Source organism: Bhargavaea ginsengi (genome assembly GCF_900109165.1).
GTDB classification, from domain to species: domain Bacteria; phylum Bacillota; class Bacilli; order Bacillales_A; family Planococcaceae; genus Bhargavaea; species Bhargavaea ginsengi.
Genome location: NZ_FNZF01000001.1, coordinates 857,460 through 878,907, shown reverse-complemented (window position 1 = coordinate 878,907; position 21,448 = coordinate 857,460). Strand labels below are relative to the sequence as shown.

Annotated in this window: 23 protein-coding genes; 13 read left to right on the top strand and 10 right to left on the bottom strand. The window is 51.2% G+C overall.

Annotation, left to right across the window (positions count from 1 at the left end; translation table 11 throughout):
- Nucleotides 1-32: 32 nt before the first annotated feature.
- Nucleotides 33-488: an SMI1/KNR4 family protein gene (locus BMX91_RS04165; RefSeq protein ID WP_245744240.1), complete on the bottom strand. Its 456-nt coding sequence runs from the start codon at nucleotides 486-488 to the stop codon at nucleotides 33-35.
- Between the two features lie 913 nt (nucleotides 489-1,401).
- Between BMX91_RS04165 and BMX91_RS04160 the strand changes: the two genes are divergently transcribed.
- Both BMX91_RS04160 and BMX91_RS04155 read left to right on the top strand, forming a co-directional pair.
- Entirely contained in the window at nucleotides 1,402-2,361 is a 960-nt protein-coding gene (locus BMX91_RS04160) for a S8 family peptidase (protein ID WP_092050228.1), read from the top strand.
- The gene (locus BMX91_RS04155) at nucleotides 2,358-3,122 is read left to right on the top strand and encodes an endonuclease I family protein (protein WP_092050225.1); all 765 of its coding nucleotides are present in this window, start codon (nucleotides 2,358-2,360) and stop codon (nucleotides 3,120-3,122) included. The genes BMX91_RS04160 and BMX91_RS04155 overlap by 4 nt, the downstream gene beginning before the upstream one ends.
- Nucleotides 3,123-3,156: 34 nt before the next feature.
- Here the strand turns inward: BMX91_RS04155 and BMX91_RS04150 are convergent, their stop codons facing one another.
- Together BMX91_RS04150 and BMX91_RS04145 are read right to left on the bottom strand one after the other, a co-directional pair.
- Nucleotides 3,157-4,050 (bottom strand): sulfurtransferase, encoded by an 894-nt coding sequence (locus tag BMX91_RS04150; RefSeq protein ID WP_092050223.1) that lies wholly within the window; start codon nucleotides 4,048-4,050, stop codon nucleotides 3,157-3,159.
- 241 nt (nucleotides 4,051-4,291) lie between these two features.
- Nucleotides 4,292-4,669: a hypothetical protein gene (locus BMX91_RS04145; RefSeq protein WP_092050220.1), complete on the bottom strand. Its 378-nt coding sequence runs from the start codon at nucleotides 4,667-4,669 to the stop codon at nucleotides 4,292-4,294.
- Between the two features lie 126 nt (nucleotides 4,670-4,795).
- On the opposite strand from BMX91_RS04145, the gene BMX91_RS04140 reads away from it, so the two are divergent.
- Nucleotides 4,796-5,089 (top strand): hypothetical protein, encoded by a 294-nt coding sequence (locus BMX91_RS04140; RefSeq protein ID WP_092050218.1) that lies wholly within the window; start codon nucleotides 4,796-4,798, stop codon nucleotides 5,087-5,089.
- Between the two features lie 261 nt (nucleotides 5,090-5,350).
- Nucleotides 5,351-5,986, top strand: a complete 636-nt coding sequence (locus tag BMX91_RS04135; protein WP_092050216.1) for a DapH/DapD/GlmU-related protein — start codon at nucleotides 5,351-5,353, stop codon at nucleotides 5,984-5,986.
- 251 nt (nucleotides 5,987-6,237) lie between these two features.
- Here BMX91_RS04135 and BMX91_RS04130 read toward each other — a convergent pair whose 3' ends face one another.
- A complete protein-coding gene (locus BMX91_RS04130; protein ID WP_092050213.1) occupies nucleotides 6,238-7,125 on the bottom strand; it encodes an S-layer homology domain-containing protein in 888 nt (295 codons plus the stop codon).
- A 195-nt stretch (nucleotides 7,126-7,320) separates the two neighbouring features.
- Between BMX91_RS04130 and BMX91_RS04125 the strand changes: the two genes are divergently transcribed.
- From BMX91_RS04125 to BMX91_RS04115, 3 genes are all read left to right on the top strand, one after another.
- Nucleotides 7,321-8,295 (top strand): agmatinase family protein, encoded by a 975-nt coding sequence (locus BMX91_RS04125; protein WP_092050210.1) that lies wholly within the window; start codon nucleotides 7,321-7,323, stop codon nucleotides 8,293-8,295.
- Between the two features lie 238 nt (nucleotides 8,296-8,533).
- Complete coding sequence (locus BMX91_RS04120; RefSeq protein ID WP_092050787.1) at nucleotides 8,534-9,175, top strand: helix-turn-helix transcriptional regulator; 642 nt, start codon at nucleotides 8,534-8,536, stop codon at nucleotides 9,173-9,175.
- A 75-nt stretch (nucleotides 9,176-9,250) separates the two neighbouring features.
- Nucleotides 9,251-10,501, top strand: a complete 1,251-nt coding sequence (locus BMX91_RS04115) for an Nramp family divalent metal transporter (protein WP_092050208.1) — start codon at nucleotides 9,251-9,253, stop codon at nucleotides 10,499-10,501.
- Nucleotides 10,502-10,640: 139 nt separating this feature from the next.
- Here the strand turns inward: BMX91_RS04115 and BMX91_RS04110 are convergent, their stop codons facing one another.
- On the bottom strand, nucleotides 10,641-11,618 hold the full coding sequence (locus BMX91_RS04110; protein ID WP_092050206.1) for a DMT family transporter: 978 nt from the start codon (nucleotides 11,616-11,618) through the stop codon (nucleotides 10,641-10,643).
- A 123-nt stretch (nucleotides 11,619-11,741) separates the two neighbouring features.
- Here BMX91_RS04110 and BMX91_RS04105 point away from each other — a divergent pair, with 123 nt between their 5' ends.
- Nucleotides 11,742-12,635 (top strand): LysR family transcriptional regulator, encoded by an 894-nt coding sequence (locus tag BMX91_RS04105; RefSeq protein WP_092050204.1) that lies wholly within the window; start codon nucleotides 11,742-11,744, stop codon nucleotides 12,633-12,635.
- A gap of 180 nt (nucleotides 12,636-12,815) precedes the next feature.
- Here BMX91_RS04105 and BMX91_RS04100 read toward each other — a convergent pair whose 3' ends face one another.
- From BMX91_RS04100 to BMX91_RS04090, 3 genes are all read right to left on the bottom strand, one after another.
- Nucleotides 12,816-13,718: an S-layer homology domain-containing protein gene (locus BMX91_RS04100; RefSeq protein WP_177168262.1), complete on the bottom strand. Its 903-nt coding sequence runs from the start codon at nucleotides 13,716-13,718 to the stop codon at nucleotides 12,816-12,818.
- A 245-nt stretch (nucleotides 13,719-13,963) separates the two neighbouring features.
- Nucleotides 13,964-14,860, bottom strand: coding sequence for an S-layer homology domain-containing protein (locus BMX91_RS04095; protein ID WP_177168261.1), 897 nt, complete (start codon nucleotides 14,858-14,860; stop codon nucleotides 13,964-13,966).
- A 13-nt stretch (nucleotides 14,861-14,873) separates the two neighbouring features.
- Nucleotides 14,874-15,770: an S-layer homology domain-containing protein gene (locus BMX91_RS04090; protein ID WP_092050198.1), complete on the bottom strand. Its 897-nt coding sequence runs from the start codon at nucleotides 15,768-15,770 to the stop codon at nucleotides 14,874-14,876.
- 155 nt (nucleotides 15,771-15,925) lie between these two features.
- Here BMX91_RS04090 and BMX91_RS04085 point away from each other — a divergent pair, with 155 nt between their 5' ends.
- Nucleotides 15,926-16,510 carry a hypothetical protein gene (locus tag BMX91_RS04085; protein WP_143059347.1) on the top strand — a complete coding sequence of 195 codons (585 nt, stop codon included), beginning with the start codon at nucleotides 15,926-15,928 and terminating at the stop codon, nucleotides 16,508-16,510.
- A gap of 12 nt (nucleotides 16,511-16,522) precedes the next feature.
- The gene (locus BMX91_RS04080; protein WP_177168260.1) at nucleotides 16,523-16,744 is read left to right on the top strand and encodes a DUF2188 domain-containing protein; all 222 of its coding nucleotides are present in this window, start codon (nucleotides 16,523-16,525) and stop codon (nucleotides 16,742-16,744) included.
- A gap of 45 nt (nucleotides 16,745-16,789) precedes the next feature.
- Here the strand turns inward: BMX91_RS04080 and BMX91_RS04075 are convergent, their stop codons facing one another.
- A complete protein-coding gene (locus tag BMX91_RS04075; protein WP_092050192.1) occupies nucleotides 16,790-17,020 on the bottom strand; it encodes a hypothetical protein in 231 nt (76 codons plus the stop codon).
- 185 nt (nucleotides 17,021-17,205) lie between these two features.
- Nucleotides 17,206-17,838: a GntR family transcriptional regulator gene (locus BMX91_RS04070; protein ID WP_092050190.1), complete on the bottom strand. Its 633-nt coding sequence runs from the start codon at nucleotides 17,836-17,838 to the stop codon at nucleotides 17,206-17,208.
- Between the two features lie 168 nt (nucleotides 17,839-18,006).
- Here BMX91_RS04070 and BMX91_RS04065 point away from each other — a divergent pair, with 168 nt between their 5' ends.
- Genes BMX91_RS04065 through BMX91_RS04055 form a run of 3 tightly spaced genes read left to right on the top strand, consistent with a single transcriptional unit; the run spans nucleotide 18,007 to nucleotide 21,354 of the window.
- A complete protein-coding gene (locus BMX91_RS04065; RefSeq protein ID WP_092050188.1) occupies nucleotides 18,007-19,194 on the top strand; it encodes a CaiB/BaiF CoA transferase family protein in 1,188 nt (395 codons plus the stop codon).
- On the top strand, nucleotides 19,191-20,027 hold the full coding sequence (locus BMX91_RS04060; RefSeq protein ID WP_092050186.1) for an HpcH/HpaI aldolase/citrate lyase family protein: 837 nt from the start codon (nucleotides 19,191-19,193) through the stop codon (nucleotides 20,025-20,027). The genes BMX91_RS04065 and BMX91_RS04060 overlap by 4 nt, the downstream gene beginning before the upstream one ends.
- Nucleotides 20,028-20,046: 19 nt before the next feature.
- A complete protein-coding gene (locus BMX91_RS04055) occupies nucleotides 20,047-21,354 on the top strand; it encodes a 2-hydroxycarboxylate transporter family protein (RefSeq protein ID WP_092050184.1) in 1,308 nt (435 codons plus the stop codon).
- The last annotated feature ends 94 nt before the right edge of the window (nucleotides 21,355-21,448 follow it).

Below are 21,448 nucleotides of genomic sequence, written 5' to 3'. Positions count from 1 at the left end.
CCGGGGAGTGAAATGACTGTAGCCGGTATGTTCTATCTGTCGAAAGGTCCGACATCGCGTTCTTCTTCCTCTTCATCCAGAAGTGATTCAAAGAAATCCCTATAAGTGGCCCATTCGTCAGGTGGGGTAACGAGCGCTCGCTTGCCCAGATGTTCTGCATCCGTCGCATCGACCCACAGAACGGCCGGGGTCCCGGCTGTATTCATGACAATCAGGCTGGAGGGCGGTTCGGCCAGCACGACATACTCGTGCGGCAGGTCGCTCTGCTGCCTGAGCCGGAGCGTCTCTCTGGTGATATTTGGCTCAGCTTTATCTGAAATCGAAAAATGACTGATTCCGCCAAGCAAGCCGCCGCTGTAAAATTGAGCGATTTCCTTGAAGTCATCGGGCAGCTTCATATCGGGTTTGTTCTCAATATTCATCAGTTTAATTCCACTTGTTCCCTTAAGAGGGTAAAGCGTTCTATACCTTTTTATCAGCTGTTCCATCATTAAGTCTCCTTAGACGGTACTGTCCCTAAGATCATCTTTCCCCTGAATAACATCATCCAACTTGGCGTATGTTAAAAGGGGGCTCGTTGGAGGTTTCTCCCCCATCAAATTCTATCATGATAGATTGGGAAAATTTCAGCGACAGAAGGTAATCACTCAAGCCCGTCATGTAAGGACTCGCGGGCCGAAGGTAAAGACCCAGACCTCCAAAATAGAAACTGGGCACTGACACAACCGTTTCATCACACCGTCATCGGTGGTATACTAAAGGCAACAAGAACAAACGATAAAAGCCATCCGGCGGCAACCGGATGGCCCAGCGGATACGGTGCGGTTGAGACCTGCCCGACGCTACGATCGATCAAAAAATGACCTCACTATCGAGCGGCTATCTCAGATGGGGGTCATTTTTTGTGTTTCGCTTCCATAACGGTTGCGATCAGTGCTGCGAATGCAACTGCAAACATCAGTCCCTCATAAATGGACATCTAGCCTCACCCCCTCTCGGCGGGGAGTGGGCAGACCACCCTTCGCAAGCCGTACCGCTGTCCCATAATTATACCATTTAATGATAAAAAACTTACTAGGCTAAGAGTAGGGATTATTATTTTAAACAAAGGAATAAAGTAGCATTTTTGTATATGGATTGTTTCTTGTTTCGAAGATCAAGATGCTGATTTCCCTATGGGAGAGTAAGCGAAATCAAGTCATCGCTCGATTGGTGTCGAAATATGGAACCCAAAAGGAAGGCATCTGTATTGGATGCCTTCTTCTTTCGTTTCACAATGAACTCTATTATTGAGATAGTATTTTTAGGGCGAACGACTCTATCTGGAAGTATTTTTAATTGTTAAAATTTAATCACATCAAGAACCGGCTTCTTTTGAATCTCATAAGGGGAGGGAAAGCAATGAAGCATCATGTTCGCGTCATTCCTCACACGGTGATTCAGCAGGAAGAGTCAGTCAAGGAAGTGCCAAAGGGTGTTGAATTGATTCAGGCGCCAGAGATTTGGAAGGAAACCAAAGGAAAAGGCATGAAAGTCGCTGTTCTGGACACGGGCTGTGACACCAATCATCCGGATCTGAAGGAACGGGTGATTGGCGGACGCAATTTCACGGAAGATGATCAAAGCAACCCCGACATTTATACAGATTACAACGGACACGGTACGCATGTGGCCGGAACGATTGCGGCTCAGGAAAACGATGCGGGGGTCATCGGGGTCGCCCCGGAAGCGGACCTCCTCATTGTGAAGGTGCTGAACAAAAACGGATCCGGACAATACAAGTGGATCATCAACGGCATCCAGTATGCGATCGAGGAAAAAGCGGATATCATCTCGATGTCCCTCGGCGGACCGGTGGATGTTCCGGAGCTCCATGATGCAGTCAGAGAGGCGGTCGAAAAGGGGATCCTCGTCGTTTGCGCAGCGGGCAATGAAGGTGACGGCGACCATTCGACCGACGAATTCGCCTATCCTGGCTGCTACAACGAGGTGATCAGTGTCGGGGCGGTCAACCTTGAACTGGATCCGTCCGAATTCACGAATTCCCACAACGAAGTGGACTGCGTGGCACCCGGTGAAGAAATCCTCTCCACTTATCTGAACGGCAAATACGCCACACTCAGCGGAACCTCGATGGCCGCCCCTCATGTCTCCGGTGCGCTGGCACTGATCAAGATCTATGCCAACGAGCATTTCGGAAGAGAACTTACGGAACCCGAGCTGTATGCACAACTGATCAGGCGGACCGTCCCGCTCGGCAACTCGCCGAAACTTGAAGGAAACGGACTCGTCTATCTGACCGTAACTGACCATCTGGCCGGCATCTTTGAACAAAGCGTCAAAAACGTGGTTGCCATATGATCAACGCATCGGTTCAGGTTGAAACCTATTATGATCCAGAGAAGGATTTAAAAGCGCAGGAAGACTATTACAGCGAGGTGGATTTCGGGGGAGGAAACCTCCCGGAACAGATTCGCTCGCTGCTTGTCAGCACGCACACCCGCCCACTGAATTACTCACCGCACCAATACGTCTATCCGTGGGTGGACCTGCAGGAAAACGGCCGGCTGAAGAGCCTGTACTCGGGAGCCAGTCTGGACCCGATCGAAGCCATCAATCATGATCTGAAACTTTTGCAGATGAGCCGGCAAGAAGTTGAATCGACAAGCGAAAAACTGATGTTCAATACCGAGCATGTCGTGCCCCAATCGTGGTTTGATGAGAAAGAACCGATGAGAGGGGACCTTCATCATCTGTTTGCCTGCGAACCCGCCTGCAACAGCATGAGAAGCAACTATCCGTACCATGATTTCGAGTCGTATGTCCCTGAATTCCGGGCGGACAAGATCCGGAGCGGCTGCGGCATGGCGGAAGAAGGGAAGTTCGAGCCGGAATACGGCAAGGGGATCGCCGCGCGGGCCGTGTTCTATTTCGCGGTCAGATACAAAGATGTGATCAGGATGGAAGACAAAATGGACCTGGACCTGTTGATGAGGTGGCATCAGGAACATCCCGTAGATGTCTACGAAAAGCACAGAAACGCCGCCATCCAGGAGCTGCAGGGAAACCGCAACCCGTTTATTGATCACCCGGAGCTGGCGGCAGACATACTTGGAACATAAAAAGAAGGCGCCCATTGCGGACGCCTTCTTACTTTTATTCCGTTTCCATTGGCAGTGAAGGATCTTTTGCCCATTCAGTCAGTGAACCATCATAAACCGATACATTCTTCTGTCCGAGTTTGTTCAGAATCATGCCGGTCCAAGTCGCGGCAATGGCGCTGCCGCAATACGTGATGACTTTCTTGTCCGGGTCAAGCGCGCCAACACTACCGAAAATCTCACGCAGCTTTTCATCGTCATAAAGTTCTTTTGTATCCGGGTCGGAAAGCGCGCCAAAGAATACGTTGACACTTCCGGGAATATGACCGGGTCTGTCGTAAGTGTTCTCTTCTCCGCTATAGCTTTCCGGTGATAAACTATCCAAGATGACAACGTCTTCATCGTCAATGGCTTTGAGGACATCCTCTTTCGTGACAAACAGTTCAGGCCTTCTTTCGCCTGTAAAGTTCCTTTTTGGATAGGAACCGGGCTCGGTCGTAACCGGACGGCCTTCTTCCTTCCACTTCGGAAACCCTCCGTCGAGAATAGCGACGTTATCGAAACCTTCATATTGCAATTGCCAAGCCAGGCGCGATGCCCAATCCGATGCGATGACTTCAGGGATATTGATGATCGCCCCCTGGTCATAGACGACGACATAAGTGCCCTCGCCAACACCCAGCTCACTGATTTTCTCTACAAATCTCTCACGGGAAGGATGGGTAAAGGAATGTTCTGCATCCGGGTCCGAAAGCTCCTTGTGCAGATCAGCGAACACGGCTCCAGGGATATGTCCCTTTTCGTATGCTTCCTTACCCGACCAGACATCATAATAACCGCCCTCTTCAGGGTGTTTCAGGAAGGTCGTGGCATCCAGCAATCTCACGTTAGGATCATCCAACCGTTCCGCAAGCCATTCAGTCGTTACGAACTTTGGTACGTTAACCATTTGGACAGCTCCTTTAAAACAGATTTATTTAATCGGGATTAAAAATAGCGTAACACGCTGTTATGCTTCTTTCAAACGAATCACATCTAGAATGAAAAGGAAAGCGCCCATTGCGGACGCTTTCTACTTTTATTCGTTTCCACTGGAAGTAAGGAAGTGACGGTTCCTTCGCCCAATTAGTCCTTTAACTTCATTAATGAAGCGGGTTGAATTGGGGAGTATTCACTGCGCAATGAATCCCTCACCACCATTTTTCAGCCCCCTTTTCATCCGTAATTTGAACGGGCGACTCACGCCTTTCTTTCCGGTCGATCAGAGAAAGGACAATCGTGGTGATCAGGGATAGGGTCAGGAAGAGAAACAAGAGAGAGATTTGTTTGTAAACAACATGAGAGAGTACGCCCAATATCATCAGGGATGTAGGAAGCATCCAGCGGGCTTTTTCTCCGGCCAGCCATTCGCCGAGCATTAAGATGGTGCCACCGCCAATCAGAAAATAGGGAAGGGCGGATTCGTAATAATCTTCGTAGATCGCAAAGGCCGGGAGGACGACGGCTAAGAAAAATCCGATGATTTTCATGACTTTCCCGAGTCGCACTTTAAACGATTTCTTTTCCATAATCATCCCCCCAGATCGTTAACGTTGATCCAATTATACCATTCTTTCCCACCTCTGTTTTATAAGAATTAATCAGTGGGTGGTTAGGGGCCAAGTCTGGGAAATGGCTAACGAGGGTTAATTAGGTTGGATATTTATGTTTTACTAAAGAAAATGAGACTTTCGATTAGCAGTATTAGACTTTGGAGCTCTATACAATCTTTGGCTGAAGGGATTGAGCTACAAGTGAAAAGCAATCTTAGTGTGGGTGCTGCCTTTTGTATTGTCATCATCTTAAATATCGATAAAATTATCAGCAGCTCATTTATTGCAAATGTCATTAAAGTGCTGGCAATCACAGCGTTCATTGCTTATGCAATTGTAGTAATAAGAAAAAGAGGTAAGAACAGGGAGGATGAAAAAAGCGATCGCGTAGAGTAAATGGATGACTTGGAGCGATTAGTGAAAGCAGCGGGTCCGGAGGCGATTCTCCGGACCCGCTGCTTTTGATTGGTGGGGATTCACCTCTGATTCGTCGTAACTCAAAGGGGTCGAGGTAGGAACTCGCCCCCCTAGTAGGTAGTAACTCGGCAGGGGTGAGGCGGGGATTCGCATTTTACAAACATTTAATAGTGTGTTGATACGGGTTCAATCCTGCCAAGCTACACTGGAACTATCCAGGATAGAAAGAGGCGGGGAGAAGTGAGGGAAATCCATCAGGTAAAAAGCGGGGCCATCCTTTCTGAAGAGCCTACCGTCCACGAGACGGCTCAGGTGGCGAACAGTCGGGCAGGCGTGTATACGTCGATCGGGGCGTTCAATAAAATCGTGGAGTCCGAGATTGGCGACTACACCTATACGATGGAAAACGTCACGATGAATTACACGGAGATCGGGAAGTTCTGCTCAGTGGCGGCACAGGTCTGCATCAATCCGGTGAATCATCCGATGGAGCGGGTCACCCAGCATCATATGACGTACCGGCGCCGCTCGTACGGTTTTGCCGATACGGATGATGAGGAGATTTTCGACTGGCGGCGTTCGCACCGGGTGAAGATCGGTCATGATGTGTGGATCGGCCACGGGGCGATCATCATGAAGGACGTCACGATCGGGGACGGAGCGGTGATCGCATCGGGCGCGGTGGTGACGAAGGATGTGGAACCGTATACGATTGTCGGCGGGGTTCCGGCCAAGAAGATCAAGGACCGTTTTCCGAAGGAGATTGCCGACAAGCTCCAGCAGATCGCCTGGTGGGACTGGCCGAGGAAGCTGATTGAGGAGCGCTTTGAGGAACTGAATGACTTGGAGCGATTTTTGGAAAAGTATGGTCAGTAAAGACAGCGGGTCTGGAGTCGATGCTCCGGACCCGTTGCTTTTGATTGGTAGGAATTCATGCCCAACTGGTTGTGATTCGAAGGGGTGGAGGTAGTAACTCGCACCCCTATAGGTGGTAATTCAGAGGGGGTGAGGTGGGAATTCACCCAAAAGCAAAAGGAAGGCCGCGGCCTTCCTCTGCTCAGGTAATCACTCGCACCTCCGGGGTAAACACTCGTCCATACTCCCGAAAGAATGCCTTAACACTCCATTCACTCACTCACACCCATCGGGTCTTCGACGATCACGTTCACTTCAAGGGTGTGACCGGTGTCGCCAACCGTGCCGGTCACGTTATATTCACCCACAGTCATTGTATCCAGGTCTCTCAAATCCCAGAAGACAGGGGTTTCCGTCACGACGCCGTTCACCAGTGTGACGTTCAGATGTGTTGGTGGCTCGGGGTGCTCACCGACGGCGAGGGTGATGGTATCTGGGAAGTCGACGCTTTCAATCGCGTAGTTCACGACGCGCTCGTCATGCGCCCTTACGAGGAAGCTGGCGAATTGTGCCCTGGAGACGTGTTCTTTCGGCCGGTAGGTGTCGACCTTCGTGACTTGGTTTTCAGAGAGGATCAGGATGTGATCCTGGAAGTAGGCGGCCGCCTGGCCGATGTCGCGGATCGATGCGATGCGGTTTGGGATGTCTTTCAGCCCAAACGCGCCGACGAGCACTTTCGCCATCTGTTCACGGGAGATGTGCGGAGCGGGGTTGATATGATTGTTCGGGTCCCCGTCGAAGATGCCTGCATTTCTCACAATCAATGAGTACTTGTACAGCTCGTTGTCCGGGTGGTCCGCCGGTACGTCATCAAATGGTTGGATGCCGCTGTAGTCATAGGTTTCCAAAGTCTCGCCGGAGCGGTTCAGCTCGAGCTTGCCGAGTGCCTTGATCGTCTGGCCTCGGGTGAGCTTCATGTTCGGCTTGAACGTTCCGTCCGGGTAGCCGGTCATGACGCCCGCTTCCTGGGCGATGAAGATGTTCGTGCTGTGTTCCGCTTCAGGTGATACGTCCGAGTAGCCCTTGGCTGCCGCAACGCCCGGCACGAGTGCGCCAGCCGCAAGTACCGCAGCTGCACACCACTTTGCGAATCCTTTCATGTCAATCGACCCCTTCTTTATGTTGGTACTTTTTACATACCCGTCGGGAGGGGCGGGGTAATCACGAATTCAAGCAAATACATGATAAAAGTCTAAGACACATAACTTTTACAAAAAGTAAAAGAATATTTGACTATCAATAAAAACCTACGTACCATTGCACTAACTTCCAATTCTCAGGAAAGGGATGATTTCATGCTATACGGCAATACACCATGTTTTCTCGATGCGAAGAACATTTCCAAGTCCAAGGACACAACGGATATCGACGCGGTGGTCTATGGGGTGCCTTGGGAAGGTGCAGTGACGTGGGGGGATTACACGGGCTGCGAGCTGGGGCCGAAGGTGATCCGTCTGGCGTCGGGGCGCTACAGCGGCTATCTTCCTGAGCTGGACCATATCGATGTGTTCGAGCATATCCGGCTGGGGGACGCCGGGGATATCGATGTCGTCCCGGCGGATGTGGAGGAGACGATGGACCGGATTTCCGGATTCACCGCGGATCTCTGGAAAAGCGGCAAGTTCCTGATCGGGCTCGGCGGCGACCACGGAATCACGTACCCGATCATCAAGTCGCTCACTGAGACGACGGGCAAGAAGGTCGGCATCATCCACCTGGATGCACATTATGACAACATGCCTCATTACCAGGGGGACAAATACGCCCGCTCCACGCCATTCGCGCGGCTGTATGAACTGGACGGCGTGCGCAATGAAAGCCTGATCCACACCGGCATCCACGGGCCAAGGAACAAACCGGACAGCGGAAAGCTCGCGCGTGATGCGGGGGCGGTCACACTGACGGTTAACGATATCCGCAACCGCGACCTGAAGGAACTCGCAGATGAGATTTATGAAATGGCGAGCAAGGACGTCGACTGCGTCTACCTGAGCATCTGCAGCGACGTGCTCGACTTCGCCTTCAACCCGGGCGGACCGGTCGACGGCAACGGAATCACTTCCTATGAATTAGTCACGCTCGTCCACGAGTTCACGAAAAAAGGCATCATCGGCATGGACTTCGTCGAAGTGTACCCGCAGCAGGACGCCAACCAGAACTCCGCGCATTTCGTATCGACAGTCGTGCTATACGCACTCGCGGGCCATGCACTGCACCAGCAAACCAAACAGGAAAGCAGCAGCCAGGAGACCGTCAGCACTAGGTCGTAAGCTGATGCGCTCCGAGCACTAAATGAGCTGATTGAAGCGGAAGGCACGAGACACCTGCGGGAATAGCGTTAGCCGAGGACCCCACAGAGCGAAGCTCGAGGAGTGCAGCTAATGCCGCTCAACGCTTTCGCTTTTGAGCGCAGACGCCAAACTTCGCATTGGCGTCGGCAACGCCCGCGGTAAGCGAGTGCCTGGAGCGGAAATCAGGTACACCATTAACAACAGAACAGGTGAAATCATGACAGCCAATGAACATCAGGACATATTCAACCGCTACATCCCGATCGCGGACATGATCGCGGCGACGTTCGGAAGCCGCTGCGAAGTGGTGATCCATAACCTGCGCGACCTCGAGTCATCCCTCATCTACATCACCGGGAACGTCACGGGCCGGAAGATCGGTGCGCCGACGACCGAGGTGATCCTGAAGGAACTCAGGAATCAAGAGGACGGCATCGGAGACATGCTCGGGCAGGTCTCCCGAACGGAGGACGGCAAGTTCATCCGGACGTCCACGTCGTTTATCCGCGACAGCCGGGGCAAGGTCATCGGATTTATGGGCATCAACTTCAACATTTCGGCATTCGCGGAGATGGAGTCCGTCATCAGCGAGTTCACCGCCGGGATGAGCGATGCTTTCGTCCCTCCAAAGGAATCCTACGCCCAGACGGTCGGAGAGGTGTTCGAGAAGCTGATCGATGACGCCCTGCAAGAAGTGGGCGTCCCGATCGAAAAGATGAAGAAAAGCGATAAGGTACGGTTCGTGAAAAAACTCGAGGAAAACGGCGTCTTCCTGATCCAGGGGGCTGCCGAGCGCATCAGCGCAGTCCTCGGCGTCACAAAACAGTCGGTCTACAACTATCTGGATAAAGCACGGTGACGGCCCTTCAGGCCGCACCGTCATCGGCAAACCTGAAAGCGTTTTAGGGGGAAATCATCAAAAGGGGTGGAAAGGATGGAAACAACGGTAAGCAAATCGGAAGCGCCCAGAAGGGGACTGATGGAGCGGCTCAAATCCATCGGTCCGGGAATGGTCATTGTGGCAAGCTTTATCGGACCGGGTACCGTCACGACGGCGACCCGGGCAGGGGCATCGTTCGGATACGCCCTTCTCTGGGCGGTCATCTTCTCGATTCTCGCAACGATCATCCTGCAGGAAATGAGCGCACGGCTCGGCATCATCACGCAAAAGGGCCTGGGGGAAGCCATCGCCGAGCAGTTTTCCAATCCGATCATCAAATACGCGACGATGACACTGGTCATTGTCGCCATCACCGTCGGGAGTACGGCATATATTACGGGTGACTTATTAGGAGGCTCTACCGGCTTGTCAATCATCACCGGGTTGCCGCAGAAAGTGATTGGCCCGATTCTCGGGATCATCATCCTGTTCCTGGCACTGAAAGGGTCCTACAAGATCGTAGAGAAATTCATGATCGGGCTCGTGCTCATCATGGGCGTCACGTTCTTCACGACGATGATCGTCGTCAGGCCCAACATCGGCGAGGTATTCCAGGGGGCCTTCCTGCCGTCGATTCCGGTGGGCTCGATCATCACCGTCATCGCGCTGATCGGGACGACGGTCGTGCCGTATAACCTGTTCCTTCATGCGGCGACGGTCAACGAGCGGTGGAAAAGCCCGGATGACCTGAAAGAGTCGCGCCGCGACAGCATGATTTCGATCCTGATCGGAGGACTGATCACCGCGGCCATCCTCATCACCTCCGCTACGGTAATGAAAGGCATGACCGTCGAAAGTGTCGGCGACCTGTCGATCCAGCTTGAGCCCGTTCTCGGCAGCTGGTCGTCTGCCTTTATCGGCATCGGCTTCTTTGCGGCGGGCCTGTCCTCCGCACTCGCCGGACCGCTCGGCGCCGCCTACACCATCTCCGGCCTTCTTGGCTGGAAAAACGGCATGAAAGACAAAAGATTCAAAGCCGTCTTCGCCGGCATCACGGTCTTCGGCATCTTCTCGACACTCACCGGCTTCGAAGTCGTCTCGGTCATCATCTTCGCCCAGGCGATCAACGGGATCCTGCTGCCATTCATCGCGTTCCTCCTGCTCGTCATCGTCAACAACAAAAAGCGCCTCGGCGGCTACGCCAACACCCTCACGCAGAATATCATCGGCGCGGTTGTCGTGATCATCTGTGCGGGACTTGGGATTTACAGCCTGGTCGATGCGATCGGTGCATTTCTCGGATAAAAGCACAAAGGAAAGCCCGGACGGATTCCCGTCCGGGCTTGATTTGGATTGGTGGTGATTCAGGCAAGATTGGTAGGAATTCAGTAGAGGGGAGGTGGGAACTCGCACCCCTCTTCGTAGGGATTCACACCCCCCTCTCTTATGCTTCCGTTTCCTGCAATCTTCCTCTGAAATCCTCTTTTGTTTCCCTTTTCTTCTGCTGTAACCGAAGAAATAGATTGTTTAAAAGTAAGGACATGATAATGAAAACTGTGCCGATATAATCATAAGCTGTGACGCTTACACCTTGGGAAATTTGAATGACTAGCGTTGTGACGGGCACAAAGTTAAGAAATAACAACCCATTCAACGGGGTGATGACACTTACGCCATAGTTCCACCCCACCAGTGCGATGACTCCCGGGAAGATGACCATAAATGCAATATGCGGGCTTGTCATGGTCAATGTTTCAACGGTTGGAAACGAGACATATCCTGTAAGCGTGACACCAAGCACAACAACAGCCGCAGTAGCCGTTCCGAGCAAACAGCTCAAAGTTGAATAACGCAATGCGGACCAGCCATCGTTACTGAATCGGGTTCCACCCATCGTGTACACAACCCACCCAACGACTGCGATAAAGATCAATAAAGATGGAATGATCGCATTTGAAGCTGAGAAAAAGGCACCGAAATCTCCTTTTGTGACGACTAACGATGCGCCGACAAACCCAAGAACGACACAAAACATCGTAAATGCGTGAGGTCGTTGCCTGATGAACACCCAGGCAATAACAATAGAAATCATAGGCATTAACGATTCCATAATCGAAGCAACCATCGTACCCGGATCACCCAATAAATCCTGTCCCCAGAAAATCAGCAAATTATAAACCGCAAAGGCCATGGTTCCAAAAAACCAGAGGAGCCGGCCCTTCCCTTCAAAACGGAAAGATTCTTTCCCTTCCTTCCAAAACAGCCAGACAACCAAAATAATCGTTACAAAACCATACCGGAAAAGTGTGAAGTAAAAGGGGTCGATATGTTGAAATGCATGATTCGCAACCGGAAACATGGCTCCCCAGGAAACTGCGGAAATCAGGCATAACATAGCGGCCCATACGACGGTGTTCTTCATGATGTTCGATCTCCTTCAACTCTATTACCTCTAATTAAATCACATGCGCGATATCTTTAAAAATGAACGATATTGATGCTTGCCATCTCGATTGGTGATATCATAAGAAGGAGGGGTGATCATATGGAATTTAAAGATCTAGAGATTTTTCAAATGGTTGCACAAAAAGGGACAGTGACCGATGCTGCAAAAGAATTAAGTTATGTCCAATCCAATATCACCTCAAGGATTAAAAAACTTGAGACTGAAATGAATACCGCTCTTTTTAACCGTCATAGCCGTGGAATGACATTAACGCCGGAAGGAAAAAAACTTCTTGTTTACTGTGAAAAGATTCTTGCGCTGACAAATGAAATGAAGAAAGTCGTTCAAAGCAAAACTGAACCGGCAGGCAAACTTGAAATCGGGACTGTTGAAACCGTTATGAAACTGCCGGTGATCCTGGCTTCTTATAACAAAAAGTATCAAAACGTAGACCTATCACTCTACACGGGTGTGACTCATCAACTACAAAATGATGTGCTGCATCACCGTTTGGACGGTGCGTTCGTGACAGAAATCGAGCCCCATCCTGAACTGGTTTCCCATGATGTTTTTCAAGAAGAGCTTGTCCTGATCTCGGACAGTACGAAGACTTCTTTGGATCAATTAAAAGAAGAACCGATTCTTTGCTTTAGCGAAGGATGCGGCTACCGGGCACGGCTGGCAAAGTGGTATAACGATCAAAACATCACACCGCAAAAATTAATGGAGTTCGGGACGCTGGAAACGATTTTGGGGAGCGTCACGATGGGGCTGGGCATTACGTTCGTTCCCAAATCAGCTGTTGCCCATCTCGAAGAAAGAGGAATCATTCACTGCCATTACTTGCCCGAAAAATACAGTAAAGTCAACACAATATTTATCAGACGGAAGGATGCCTATTTAACGTCCACACTCGAAAAGTTCATCGAAACATTTGAACGGGTCGGCGAAATGGCATACCCGCTTGCAAATAAAAAAGTCCTCAGTACTTGAAAAAGTATCTGAGGATTTTTTCGGTTATGACTGGGATGGACGTAGGAACTCGCAACCGATTGGTAGGAGCTCAGCAGGGGGGAGGTGGGAACTGGCACCCCCCTTGGTAGGGATTCGCACCCCCATAGGTGGGAATTCACGCAAAAAGGAGGAGTGCCCGCAGGCGCTCCTCCTTCGACATTACTCAACCGGTTCGTCTTCCAGCCACTGATCCTCAGAATAAACATAGATCGTCGCCACAGCTGTCTCACCAGGGAATTCTTTCAGTGTCCCGGTAATCACATATTCACCCGGCGTAGTCGTATCCAGCTCATCCAAATCCCATTCGACAGGTGTATTGAACATGGCCCCGTTCTGGAGGAAAACATACAGGGAATCCGGCAACTCCGGCTGTTCGCCAGGCAACAGGTCCGCATAATACTCCTCGATATACTCCACCGGGGAGTCGGTCATGACGTCATATGCCCGCACCAGGAACGAAGCGAACTGTCCGCGGGTCGTCGTCGCGAGCGGCCGGTACTCCGACACGGTCGTCACGCCATAATGGGACAGCAGCAGGATATAGTCCTGGAAATACCACGCCGCCTGATCAAGGTCGGTAATCGCAGTGTCGTCAAGGTCCCCGACTTGCCACAGCCCGAATGCGTTCACGAGCACCTTCGCCATCTGCTGGCGGGTCATGAGTTTATCCGGATTCACATTTCCGTTTGAATCCCCTTCGAAAATGCCGGCGTCGCGGACGATGATCGAGTACTTGAACAGCTCCTTGTCCGGATGCGTCCGCGGGATGTCGCGGAACGGCCGCGGCGCGTAGTACGGATAGGTCTCCAGCGTCTCGCCGATCAGGCGCAGCTGCAGCTTGCCGAGCGCCTTGATGACATTCGCCCGCTGGAGCGGCTTCGACGACTGGAACGTCCCGTCCGCATAGCCGGTCATGAGTCCGAGCTCCTGAGCGGCCAGAATATTCTCGTAGTGCGTGTCATTCTCTGTGACGTCGGAATACCCCTGCGCATAGGCCGCGGACGGCAGGAGCGTCCCGACTGCAATCAATGCCGCCAGCCCCCATTTGATCAATGATTTCATGTGATTCCCCCAATTCTCTGTGTGTTGAGATGAGTATAGTCGGCGGGCGGGGGCGAGTCCATAGCGGTTGATGTCGGAAGAAATATATAGTTTTAGAGGAATAAAACCGGTATCCGACATTGTCCGGGCTGGTTGTTTACCCTTGGATAAAGATAGAGGTAATCACTCACCCCTTCGGGGTAACCATTCAACTGATCACTACAAAAAGGAGGAGTGCCCGCAGGCGCTCCTCCTTTCACAATATATTATTTTTCCTCAACCGGATCCGTATGCCGCACGTCATCCACGATGACTTCAAGCTCAATGACCCAGTCTGCATCCCAGATTTCGCCGGTGATCGTATAGCGGCCGACTTCCTTCAAGTTCAATCCGCTCGTATCCCAGTCGACATACGTCTCGGCGATGATGCCGTTTGTCAGCACGACTTCCACAGATTCCGGAAGTTCCGGTTCAACGCCAACAGTCGTCGTAACCGGCTCCGGATCGATCACGGATTCAATCGGAGCGGCGAGCATGGCGTCAAACGAACGCACGAGGAACGAGGCGAACTGTGCGCGCGAAGTGGTTTCTGTCGGACGGAATTCTGTCACGTTTGTCACGCCGTTCTCGGAGAGGATCTTGATCTGATCACGGAAGTAGGGCGCCGCCTTGTCCAGGTCACGCACGTCCGCATCGACATCTTCCAGGTCCTCGAGCCAGAATGCGTTCACAAGCACTTTCGCCATCTGCTGGCGGGACATGAGGTTTGCAGGTTTGGCATCATTGTTCGGGTCGCCGTCAAAGATACCCGCCGCCTTCACGACGAGGGACAGCTTGTACAGTTCCTGGTCCCGGGAGGTCGGAGGAATATCCCTGAACGGCTTCACGCCAGCAACGGGATACGTGTCCATCGTCTTTTCCGCCATCTCCAACTCAAACTTGCCGAGTGCCTTGATGACGTGCGCGCGTGTCAGCTTCTGGTTCGGGCGGAATGTGCCGTCCGGATAGCCGCTCAGGATGCCAAGCTCCTGCGCGATCAGGATGTTGTCATAGTGTGTGTTGGTCTCTTTCACATCTGTGTAGCCTTCCGCGAATGCCGCGGATGGAAGGAGCGTACCTGCAGCGATGACTGCGGCCAGGCCCCATTTCAACATTGATTTCATCAGTATTCCCCCATTATTCTTCAATTTCCATCCACTCGTCTTCCGAGTAGACATAGATCGTAGCCGTCGCCGTTTCACCCGGGAACTCCTTGAGAGTCCCGGTAATGACGTATTCTCCCGGCGTATTCAAATCGACCCCGTTCAGGTCCCATTCAACAGGCGTGCTGAACATGTTGCCGTTCTCGAGGTAGACAAACACATGGTCCGGCAGCTCCGGCTGTTCACCAGGAAGCAGGTCCACATAGTACTCATCGATCGAATCGATCGGGGAATCAAACATCACATCATACGAGCGCACCAAGAACGAAGCGAACTGACCGCGCGTCGTCGTCGCGAGCGGACGGTATTCAGTCACAGTCGTCACGCCGAAGTGGGACAGCAGGAGGATATAGTCCTGGAAGTACCAGGCCGCCTGATCGAGGTCCGTAATGACGGTGTCTTCCAGGTCCTCAGCGTCCCACAGCCCGAACGCATTCACGAGCACCTTCGCCATCTGCTGGCGGGACATCAGCTTGCCGGGATTGACGTTCCCGTTCGGATCCCCATCGAAAATGCCCGCATCCTTGACGATGATCGAGTACTTAAACAGTTCCTTGTCCGCATGCGTCCGCGGGATATCCCGGAACGGCCGCGTCCCGTAATACGGATACGACTCCAGCGTTTCACCGCTCAAGCGCAGTTGCAGTTTGCCTAAAGCCTTGATGACATTCGCCCGCTGAAGCGGCTTCGACGACTGGAACGTGCCGTCCGCATAGCCCGTCATAAGCCCAAGTTCCTGAGCAGTCAGGATATTCTCATAGTGCGTGTCTTTCTCTGAAACGTCGGAGTACCCCTGTGCAAACGCAGCGGACGGAAGAAAGGCGCTGACAGTCAGCGTAACCGCTAGCCCCCACTTAATTAGTGATTTCATGTGCTTATTTTCCCTCTATTCTGTTGGCATTGAGAAGATTATAGTCGGCGGGCGGGGGCGTGTCTATAGGTTTTGAGAGTGGTAGAAAAATATATTTCTGGAGGAAGAAAAGCGATGAACTCCACTGTCCGGATTGGCCAGTCTCGTAGAGGGGAATGAAAGAAGAAAAGAGCGAAGAAGGAGTGAGGAGGATGGAAATCTGGATAATTATTCTCACCAGCTCTGTAATTACCGCTTTAATTAACATTGCGTGGAAAATCATTGAATCTAAAATTACCCAAAAGAATACTCGCTACCTCCAAATTGATAACTATTTTCGCAGTACAAGCGGGGAGAATATGCAAGATATTTACAATAAGTGGACTGAGCTATTATTTCGGGTAGGAGAAGTAGAAGTGAAAGAGAAAATGGCGGATGTTGGATATATAAATTCATTGATTTACGACACGTTCATGTATTCATCTTCTGAAAGTGTTAGGAGGCTAGCGATATTCCAACAATATAGTTATACCGAACATGAGAAAAAAGCAAAGGGGGACATTGAAATAATAGTTCTTGTTGCCTCTATTATAGCGTCACTCAAGAAAGACTTTACAGGAAACCAGGTAAACATAGAGGACGTCCTGAGGATAAAAATGACGGACATAAATGATAAAGAAGAGGAAGTTAAAAAAGTAATTAAGAAGCATGGGTTTAAATCCCTTAAGGAGTTTAGGACAACCAACACAAAACATTATTAAGGAGTGAGCAAAATGGGCAAGAACATACATGTGGTACCGATGGATGACAGATGGGGCGTTAAAGCGGAAGGGGAGTCGGAGCCGTCACAAGTGGTAGGTACGCAGGAAGAAGCGTTCGAAATCGGACGGGAGCTCGCCAAGCAGGAACGGGCGGAGCTGCTGATCCACGGTGAGGACGGACAGATTCGGGAGCGGAATACATACGGGAAGGATCCGTTTCCGCCGAGGGGATAAGGGAAGTAGGATGGGACTGCCAAAGCGGCAGTCCCATTTCAATTTCTATCTGGCCGTTCTCCGTGGTTTGGAGAACTTTTTCACGCTGAACATCAGGATGAAAAGGAAGATGAAGATGGCGACATAAGACATCAGTAGAGCGCCGACTGCCACTCCGGCACCCTCAGCGAACATCTCTGAGAAATAGGAGGGGTTATTGAGGATCTTGGTAATGCTTTTTAAAACAAGGATAACTGCCGCCGCAATAAGGGCATCCCGAATCGTTTCCTTGATCATCTGCTGCACCTTCTTTCAAGGGTGATGTATGTATAGAAATATTGAACATCAATTTGTTGGGAATTGGAAGGCGCCACAGGTAACCACTCACTGACTCAAGGTAACCATTCAGTACGAAACTCCAAACTATCAAAAAGAGACGCATTTTGCCGCAGTTCCAGGCAAATGCGTCTCTTCAACGTGCATCAAAAGATCTTCAGAAAATCAATTTTGCTCCGCTTGATATGACTCATCATCAACTCGCGTGCTGCATGTTCATCTCGATTGCGGAAAGCTTCCAGGATGTCCTGATGTTCAGAATGCGCCTTTCCCATCTGCTCTGTGACCATTTCTGCAAGGTGCGGGGGCAGACCGCTCCAGAGCTGATCCAGGAATGATTGCAGCCGCACGCTATTGGAAAGCTTCCAGATGGTCCTGTGGAAATGTTCGTTGGCAACAATATACTCATCCGTGTTTCTTGCTTGGACGGCTTTTTCAATCTCTTTATTGATCTCCTCAAGGTCCTTCAAATCAGTCGCGAGGCGGGCGGCTTTGGCAGCTGCTTCCCCTTCCAGCATCGCGCGGATATCGTAGTGGTCCTTGATGTCTTCCTCAGTGACGCCTTTCACGATAACCCTTCGGTTTTGTTGAGTGAGCAGCAAGCCTTCCCGTTCAAGGGCATAGAACGCTTCCCGGACAGGCATGCGGGACACATTTAGGATTTTTGCGATTTCTTCCTGGGTGATTTCTTCCCCGTTTTTCAAATCACCGTTAAAGATCGCTTTTCTCAACGAGATAATCACTTGGTCGCGAGCGGACTTCTTCTCAATCGGTTTCATCTCGCGGGACCTCCTCTTCACAACTTACTATTGTATTCATAAGTATAAGCCATTCTATTTGTAGATAGAAAAGAAAAAATACATTGACAATTGTGTTACTAAGTTGAATAATAACACAAAGGATTCTGTATCCAAAATCCAGAATCCCTTTTAAGGGGGTAAAATTAGTTGAGACCTTTGGAAGGTATTACAGTCGTTTCGTTGGAGCAGGCAGTTGCAGCGCCTTTTGCTTCCAGGCAGTTGGCAGACCTTGGGGCACGTGTCATTAAAATCGAACGTCCCGGGAGCGGAGACTTTGCGCGTCATTATGATGGGACAGTGAATGGCCAGTCCAGTCACTTTGTTTGGATCAACCGTTCGAAAGAGTCGCTAGAGTTGGATCTGAAGAGTGAGGAAGGCAAGGAGATTCTGCACCGATTATTGGCGAAGGCGGATGTATTCATTCAGAACCTTGCGCCCGGAGCGGTGGACCGTCTCGGATTCGGCGCGGAAACGCTTCAGGAACAATATAAGGATCTGATCATCTGCGGGATTTCCGGTTATGGGACAGACGGCCCGTATCTCAGCAAGAAAGCCTATGATCTGCTGATTCAGTGCGAGGCCGGCCTTGTGTCCATTACAGGAACCGAAGACACCCCATCAAAAGCGGGGATTTCCGTTGCGGATATTGCGGCGGGGATGTATGCCTACTCCGGAATCTTGACCGCGATCATCCAACGTTCCAAAACCGGCAAGGGGAGCGTTCTGGAAGTTTCCATGCTTGAAGCCCTCGGGGAATGGATGGGGTACCCGCTTTACTACTCGAAATACGGCGGCAAAGAACCTGCCAGGACCGGTGCGAGCCACGCGACCATTTATCCGTATGGGCCGTTTCCGACGGGGGACGAAAAGCAGGTATTCCTTTCGATCCAGAACGAACGCGAATGGCAACGTCTCTGCGAGAATGTCATCGGCGACGGCAGTCTGGCCACGGATGTCAGGTTCCAATCGAATACGGTAAGAACCCAGAATAAGAGTGAACTTAAACCGATTATTGAAAACGCTTTTAGACAGTACACGGCGGAGCAATTGACCGAGTTGCTGGAAAAAGAAAAGATCGCTAACGCCCGTCTGAATACGATGGAGGAATTCGCGGATCATCCTCAATTAAAAGCGAGAAACCGCTGGCGGGGTGTAGAAACCCCTGCAGGACAGATCCAGGCCCTCTTGCCGCCTGCGACATTTGAAACGTTCGAAGCCAGGATGGACCCGATCCCGCAGGTGGGAGAACACAACGAGAAAATACTCGCTGAACTCGGATTCTCAGACTTGGAGATTGCACAGTACGGACAAGAGAAAGTGGCGGGTGGGAAATGATGAAGTTGAAATCATTGATGTTCGTGGCCGGAAACAGTGAAAAGCATTTGAAGAAGGCGGGCGGGGTAGACGCAGATGCCCTGATCATCGACCTGGAAGATGCCGTGGCTCCGGAAGATAAAGAAGAGGCCCGCCGATGTGCAGCTAAATTTCTTGAGACGGGAAGCAAGCCCGCTTATCTAAGAGTGAATGCAATCGAAACGCCTTATTTCCTCGATGACTTGAGCCTAGTCTGGAATCTGGAATCTTCCTGCCTGAAAGGAATCATGCTTCCAAAGACCAATGACGAGCATGACTTGATTCTCGTCGACCGTTTGCTGGATTCAAAGGGGATCGGAAAAGACTTTGAAGTGATCCCTCTTCTGGAAACAGCGGCAGGCATCCAGAATGTCAGCAGGATCGCCGCGGCAAGCGGCAGAGTGAAGCGACTGGCATTCGGCTCCATCGATTTTGCCCTCGATATTGGAGCGGGGCAGTCGGAAAGCGGAACGGAACTGCTTTATGCCCGCTCCTCAATTGTGGTCGCGTCAAGAGCCGCGGGGCTGGAACCACCGGTGGATACTGTGTATCCGGACTTTAAAAACCCGGAAGGACTGCGGGAAGAAACTGCCTGGGCTAAGACACTTGGTTTTGGAAGCAAACTTGCTATTCATCCGGCACAAGTCACGGTGATCAATGAGACCTTCCGGCCGAGTCATGAAGCGGTTGAAGAGGCGAAAAGAATTCTTGAGTATGTGGAGAAAAACGGATCTTCAGTATTCAAACTGGATGGGAAGATGATCGATGAACCGATCATCAAGCAAGCAAGGCTAATCATTAACGCTGTCAATTAAGGGATTAGGGGGAAATGGTATGACATCGATTGAGCAACAACAGGAAATCGGCATTCCGGCTGCCGGTGTAAAGGGAAGGTTCAGCATCTTTAACTTGCCGGGGGGGTGGTTCCTCGCCATCGCTGCTGTTGCCATCGGCAGTATGTATCTGGAGGTATTGCCTCCAGGGTTGATCGGCTCGCTGATCATCATGATTGTTCTGGGGGAATTGCTGGGATGGATTGGTGACCATACACCGATTATCAAATCGTTCCTGGGGGGCGGTGCGATTATCGCGATTTTCGGTTCGGCTTATCTGACGTATGCTGGACTGATTCCGGAATCGACAGTGACCGGAATTTCTGATTTCATGCAGGGCGGAGATTTTCTGAACTTTTATATTGCTGCACTGATAACGGGAAGTATTTTGGGGATGAACAAGAAGGTCCTGACGCAGGCGGGTCTGAAGTATGCGTTTCCTCTGTTGGCTGGGGTAGTGGGCGCTATTGTCTTAGCCGCGGTAATCGGACTGCTCGTCGGATTCTCCATACAAGACTCCGTCTTGGTCATGACGTTGCCGATTATGGGAGGCGGTCTTGGTGCCGGTGCGGTCCCGATGGCACAGCTTTACTCTGAACTCTTGGGGAATGAGCCGAGCTACTACATGTCCATGTTGATTCCGGCACTGGCACTTGGTAACGTATTTGCCATTATCTTTGCTGCCGCACTTCATCAGGTCGGTAAAAAGTTTCCTTCGCTTACGGGTAACGGTCAACTGATTAAAGGATTTACATACGAGGAAAAGAAATTCACACCGGACGTCGCCAAGATGGGAATCGGCCTGCTTGCAGCAGTTACGTTCTACATGCTCGGTCAACTGCTGGGTGAAATAATTCCGATCCACCCATATGCCATCATGATCCTATTGGTTGCCTTTGCAAAGATTGTGAACGTATTACCGGCAATCGTTGAAGAAGGCGCGAGCCAGTGGTTCCAGTTTGTCGCCAAGAACTTCACGCTTGCTTTGCTGATCGGTGTAGGCGTTGTGTACACTGACCTCGAGGCTGTCCTGAGTGCACTGAGCTTCCAATACATCGCGGTCGTTATGGCAGTTGTGCTGGGGGCTATTCTCGGCGCGGCATTTGTAGGGAAGCTGGTCGGCTTTTACCCAATCGAAGCGGCAATCACTGCAGGCCTGTGCATGGCCAATATGGGAGGAACAGGAGATGTCGCTGTGCTGTCTGCTGCACGACGCATGGAACTGATGCCGTTTGCACAAATCTCTTCCAGACTGGGTGGCGCACTGATTATTCTGATCGCCGGCCTGCTCGTCAATGTATTCTTGTAACAACTGCTGGTGTAGGCTTTAAGTCAAGAAGGCGTGCTGCAAGGCAGAGGAGTTCTGCTGATGCTGCACGCCTTTTGGCGATATGGTGTAGAGG

Bases quoted from the DNA above. Each gene is read 5' to 3' on its own strand.
- BMX91_RS04075 (WP_092050192.1), bottom strand. From the start codon at position 17,020: ATGATCAAGGAAACGATTCGGGATGCCCTTATTGCGGCGGCAGTTATC.
- BMX91_RS04125 (WP_092050210.1), top strand. From the start codon at position 7,321: ATGCTATACGGCAATACACCATGTTTTCTCGATGCGAAGAACATTTCC.
- BMX91_RS04160 (WP_092050228.1), top strand. From the start codon at position 1,402: ATGAAGCATCATGTTCGCGTCATTCCTCACACGGTGATTCAGCAGGAA.
- BMX91_RS04055 (WP_092050184.1), top strand. From the start codon at position 20,047: ATGACATCGATTGAGCAACAACAGGAAATCGGCATTCCGGCTGCCGGT.
- BMX91_RS04115 (WP_092050208.1), top strand. From the start codon at position 9,251: ATGGAAACAACGGTAAGCAAATCGGAAGCGCCCAGAAGGGGACTGATG.
- BMX91_RS04095 (WP_177168261.1), bottom strand. From the start codon at position 14,860: ATGAAATCAATGTTGAAATGGGGCCTGGCCGCAGTCATCGCTGCAGGT.
- BMX91_RS04080 (WP_177168260.1), top strand. From the start codon at position 16,523: ATGGGCAAGAACATACATGTGGTACCGATGGATGACAGATGGGGCGTT.
- BMX91_RS04150 (WP_092050223.1), bottom strand. From the start codon at position 4,050: ATGGTTAACGTACCAAAGTTCGTAACGACTGAATGGCTTGCGGAACGG.
- BMX91_RS04100 (WP_177168262.1), bottom strand. From the start codon at position 13,718: ATGAAATCATTGATCAAATGGGGGCTGGCGGCATTGATTGCAGTCGGG.
- BMX91_RS04145 (WP_092050220.1), bottom strand. From the start codon at position 4,669: ATGGAAAAGAAATCGTTTAAAGTGCGACTCGGGAAAGTCATGAAAATC.
- BMX91_RS04070 (WP_092050190.1), bottom strand. From the start codon at position 17,838: ATGAAACCGATTGAGAAGAAGTCCGCTCGCGACCAAGTGATTATCTCG.
- BMX91_RS04120 (WP_092050787.1), top strand. From the start codon at position 8,534: ATGACAGCCAATGAACATCAGGACATATTCAACCGCTACATCCCGATC.
- BMX91_RS04165 (WP_245744240.1), bottom strand. From the start codon at position 488: ATGGAACAGCTGATAAAAAGGTATAGAACGCTTTACCCTCTTAAGGGA.
- BMX91_RS04130 (WP_092050213.1), bottom strand. From the start codon at position 7,125: ATGAAAGGATTCGCAAAGTGGTGTGCAGCTGCGGTACTTGCGGCTGGC.
- BMX91_RS04110 (WP_092050206.1), bottom strand. From the start codon at position 11,618: ATGAAGAACACCGTCGTATGGGCCGCTATGTTATGCCTGATTTCCGCA.
- BMX91_RS04085 (WP_143059347.1), top strand. From the start codon at position 15,926: ATGAAAGAAGAAAAGAGCGAAGAAGGAGTGAGGAGGATGGAAATCTGG.
- BMX91_RS04090 (WP_092050198.1), bottom strand. From the start codon at position 15,770: ATGAAATCACTAATTAAGTGGGGGCTAGCGGTTACGCTGACTGTCAGC.
- BMX91_RS04105 (WP_092050204.1), top strand. From the start codon at position 11,742: ATGGAATTTAAAGATCTAGAGATTTTTCAAATGGTTGCACAAAAAGGG.
- BMX91_RS04155 (WP_092050225.1), top strand. From the start codon at position 2,358: ATGATCAACGCATCGGTTCAGGTTGAAACCTATTATGATCCAGAGAAG.
- BMX91_RS04060 (WP_092050186.1), top strand. From the start codon at position 19,191: ATGATGAAGTTGAAATCATTGATGTTCGTGGCCGGAAACAGTGAAAAG.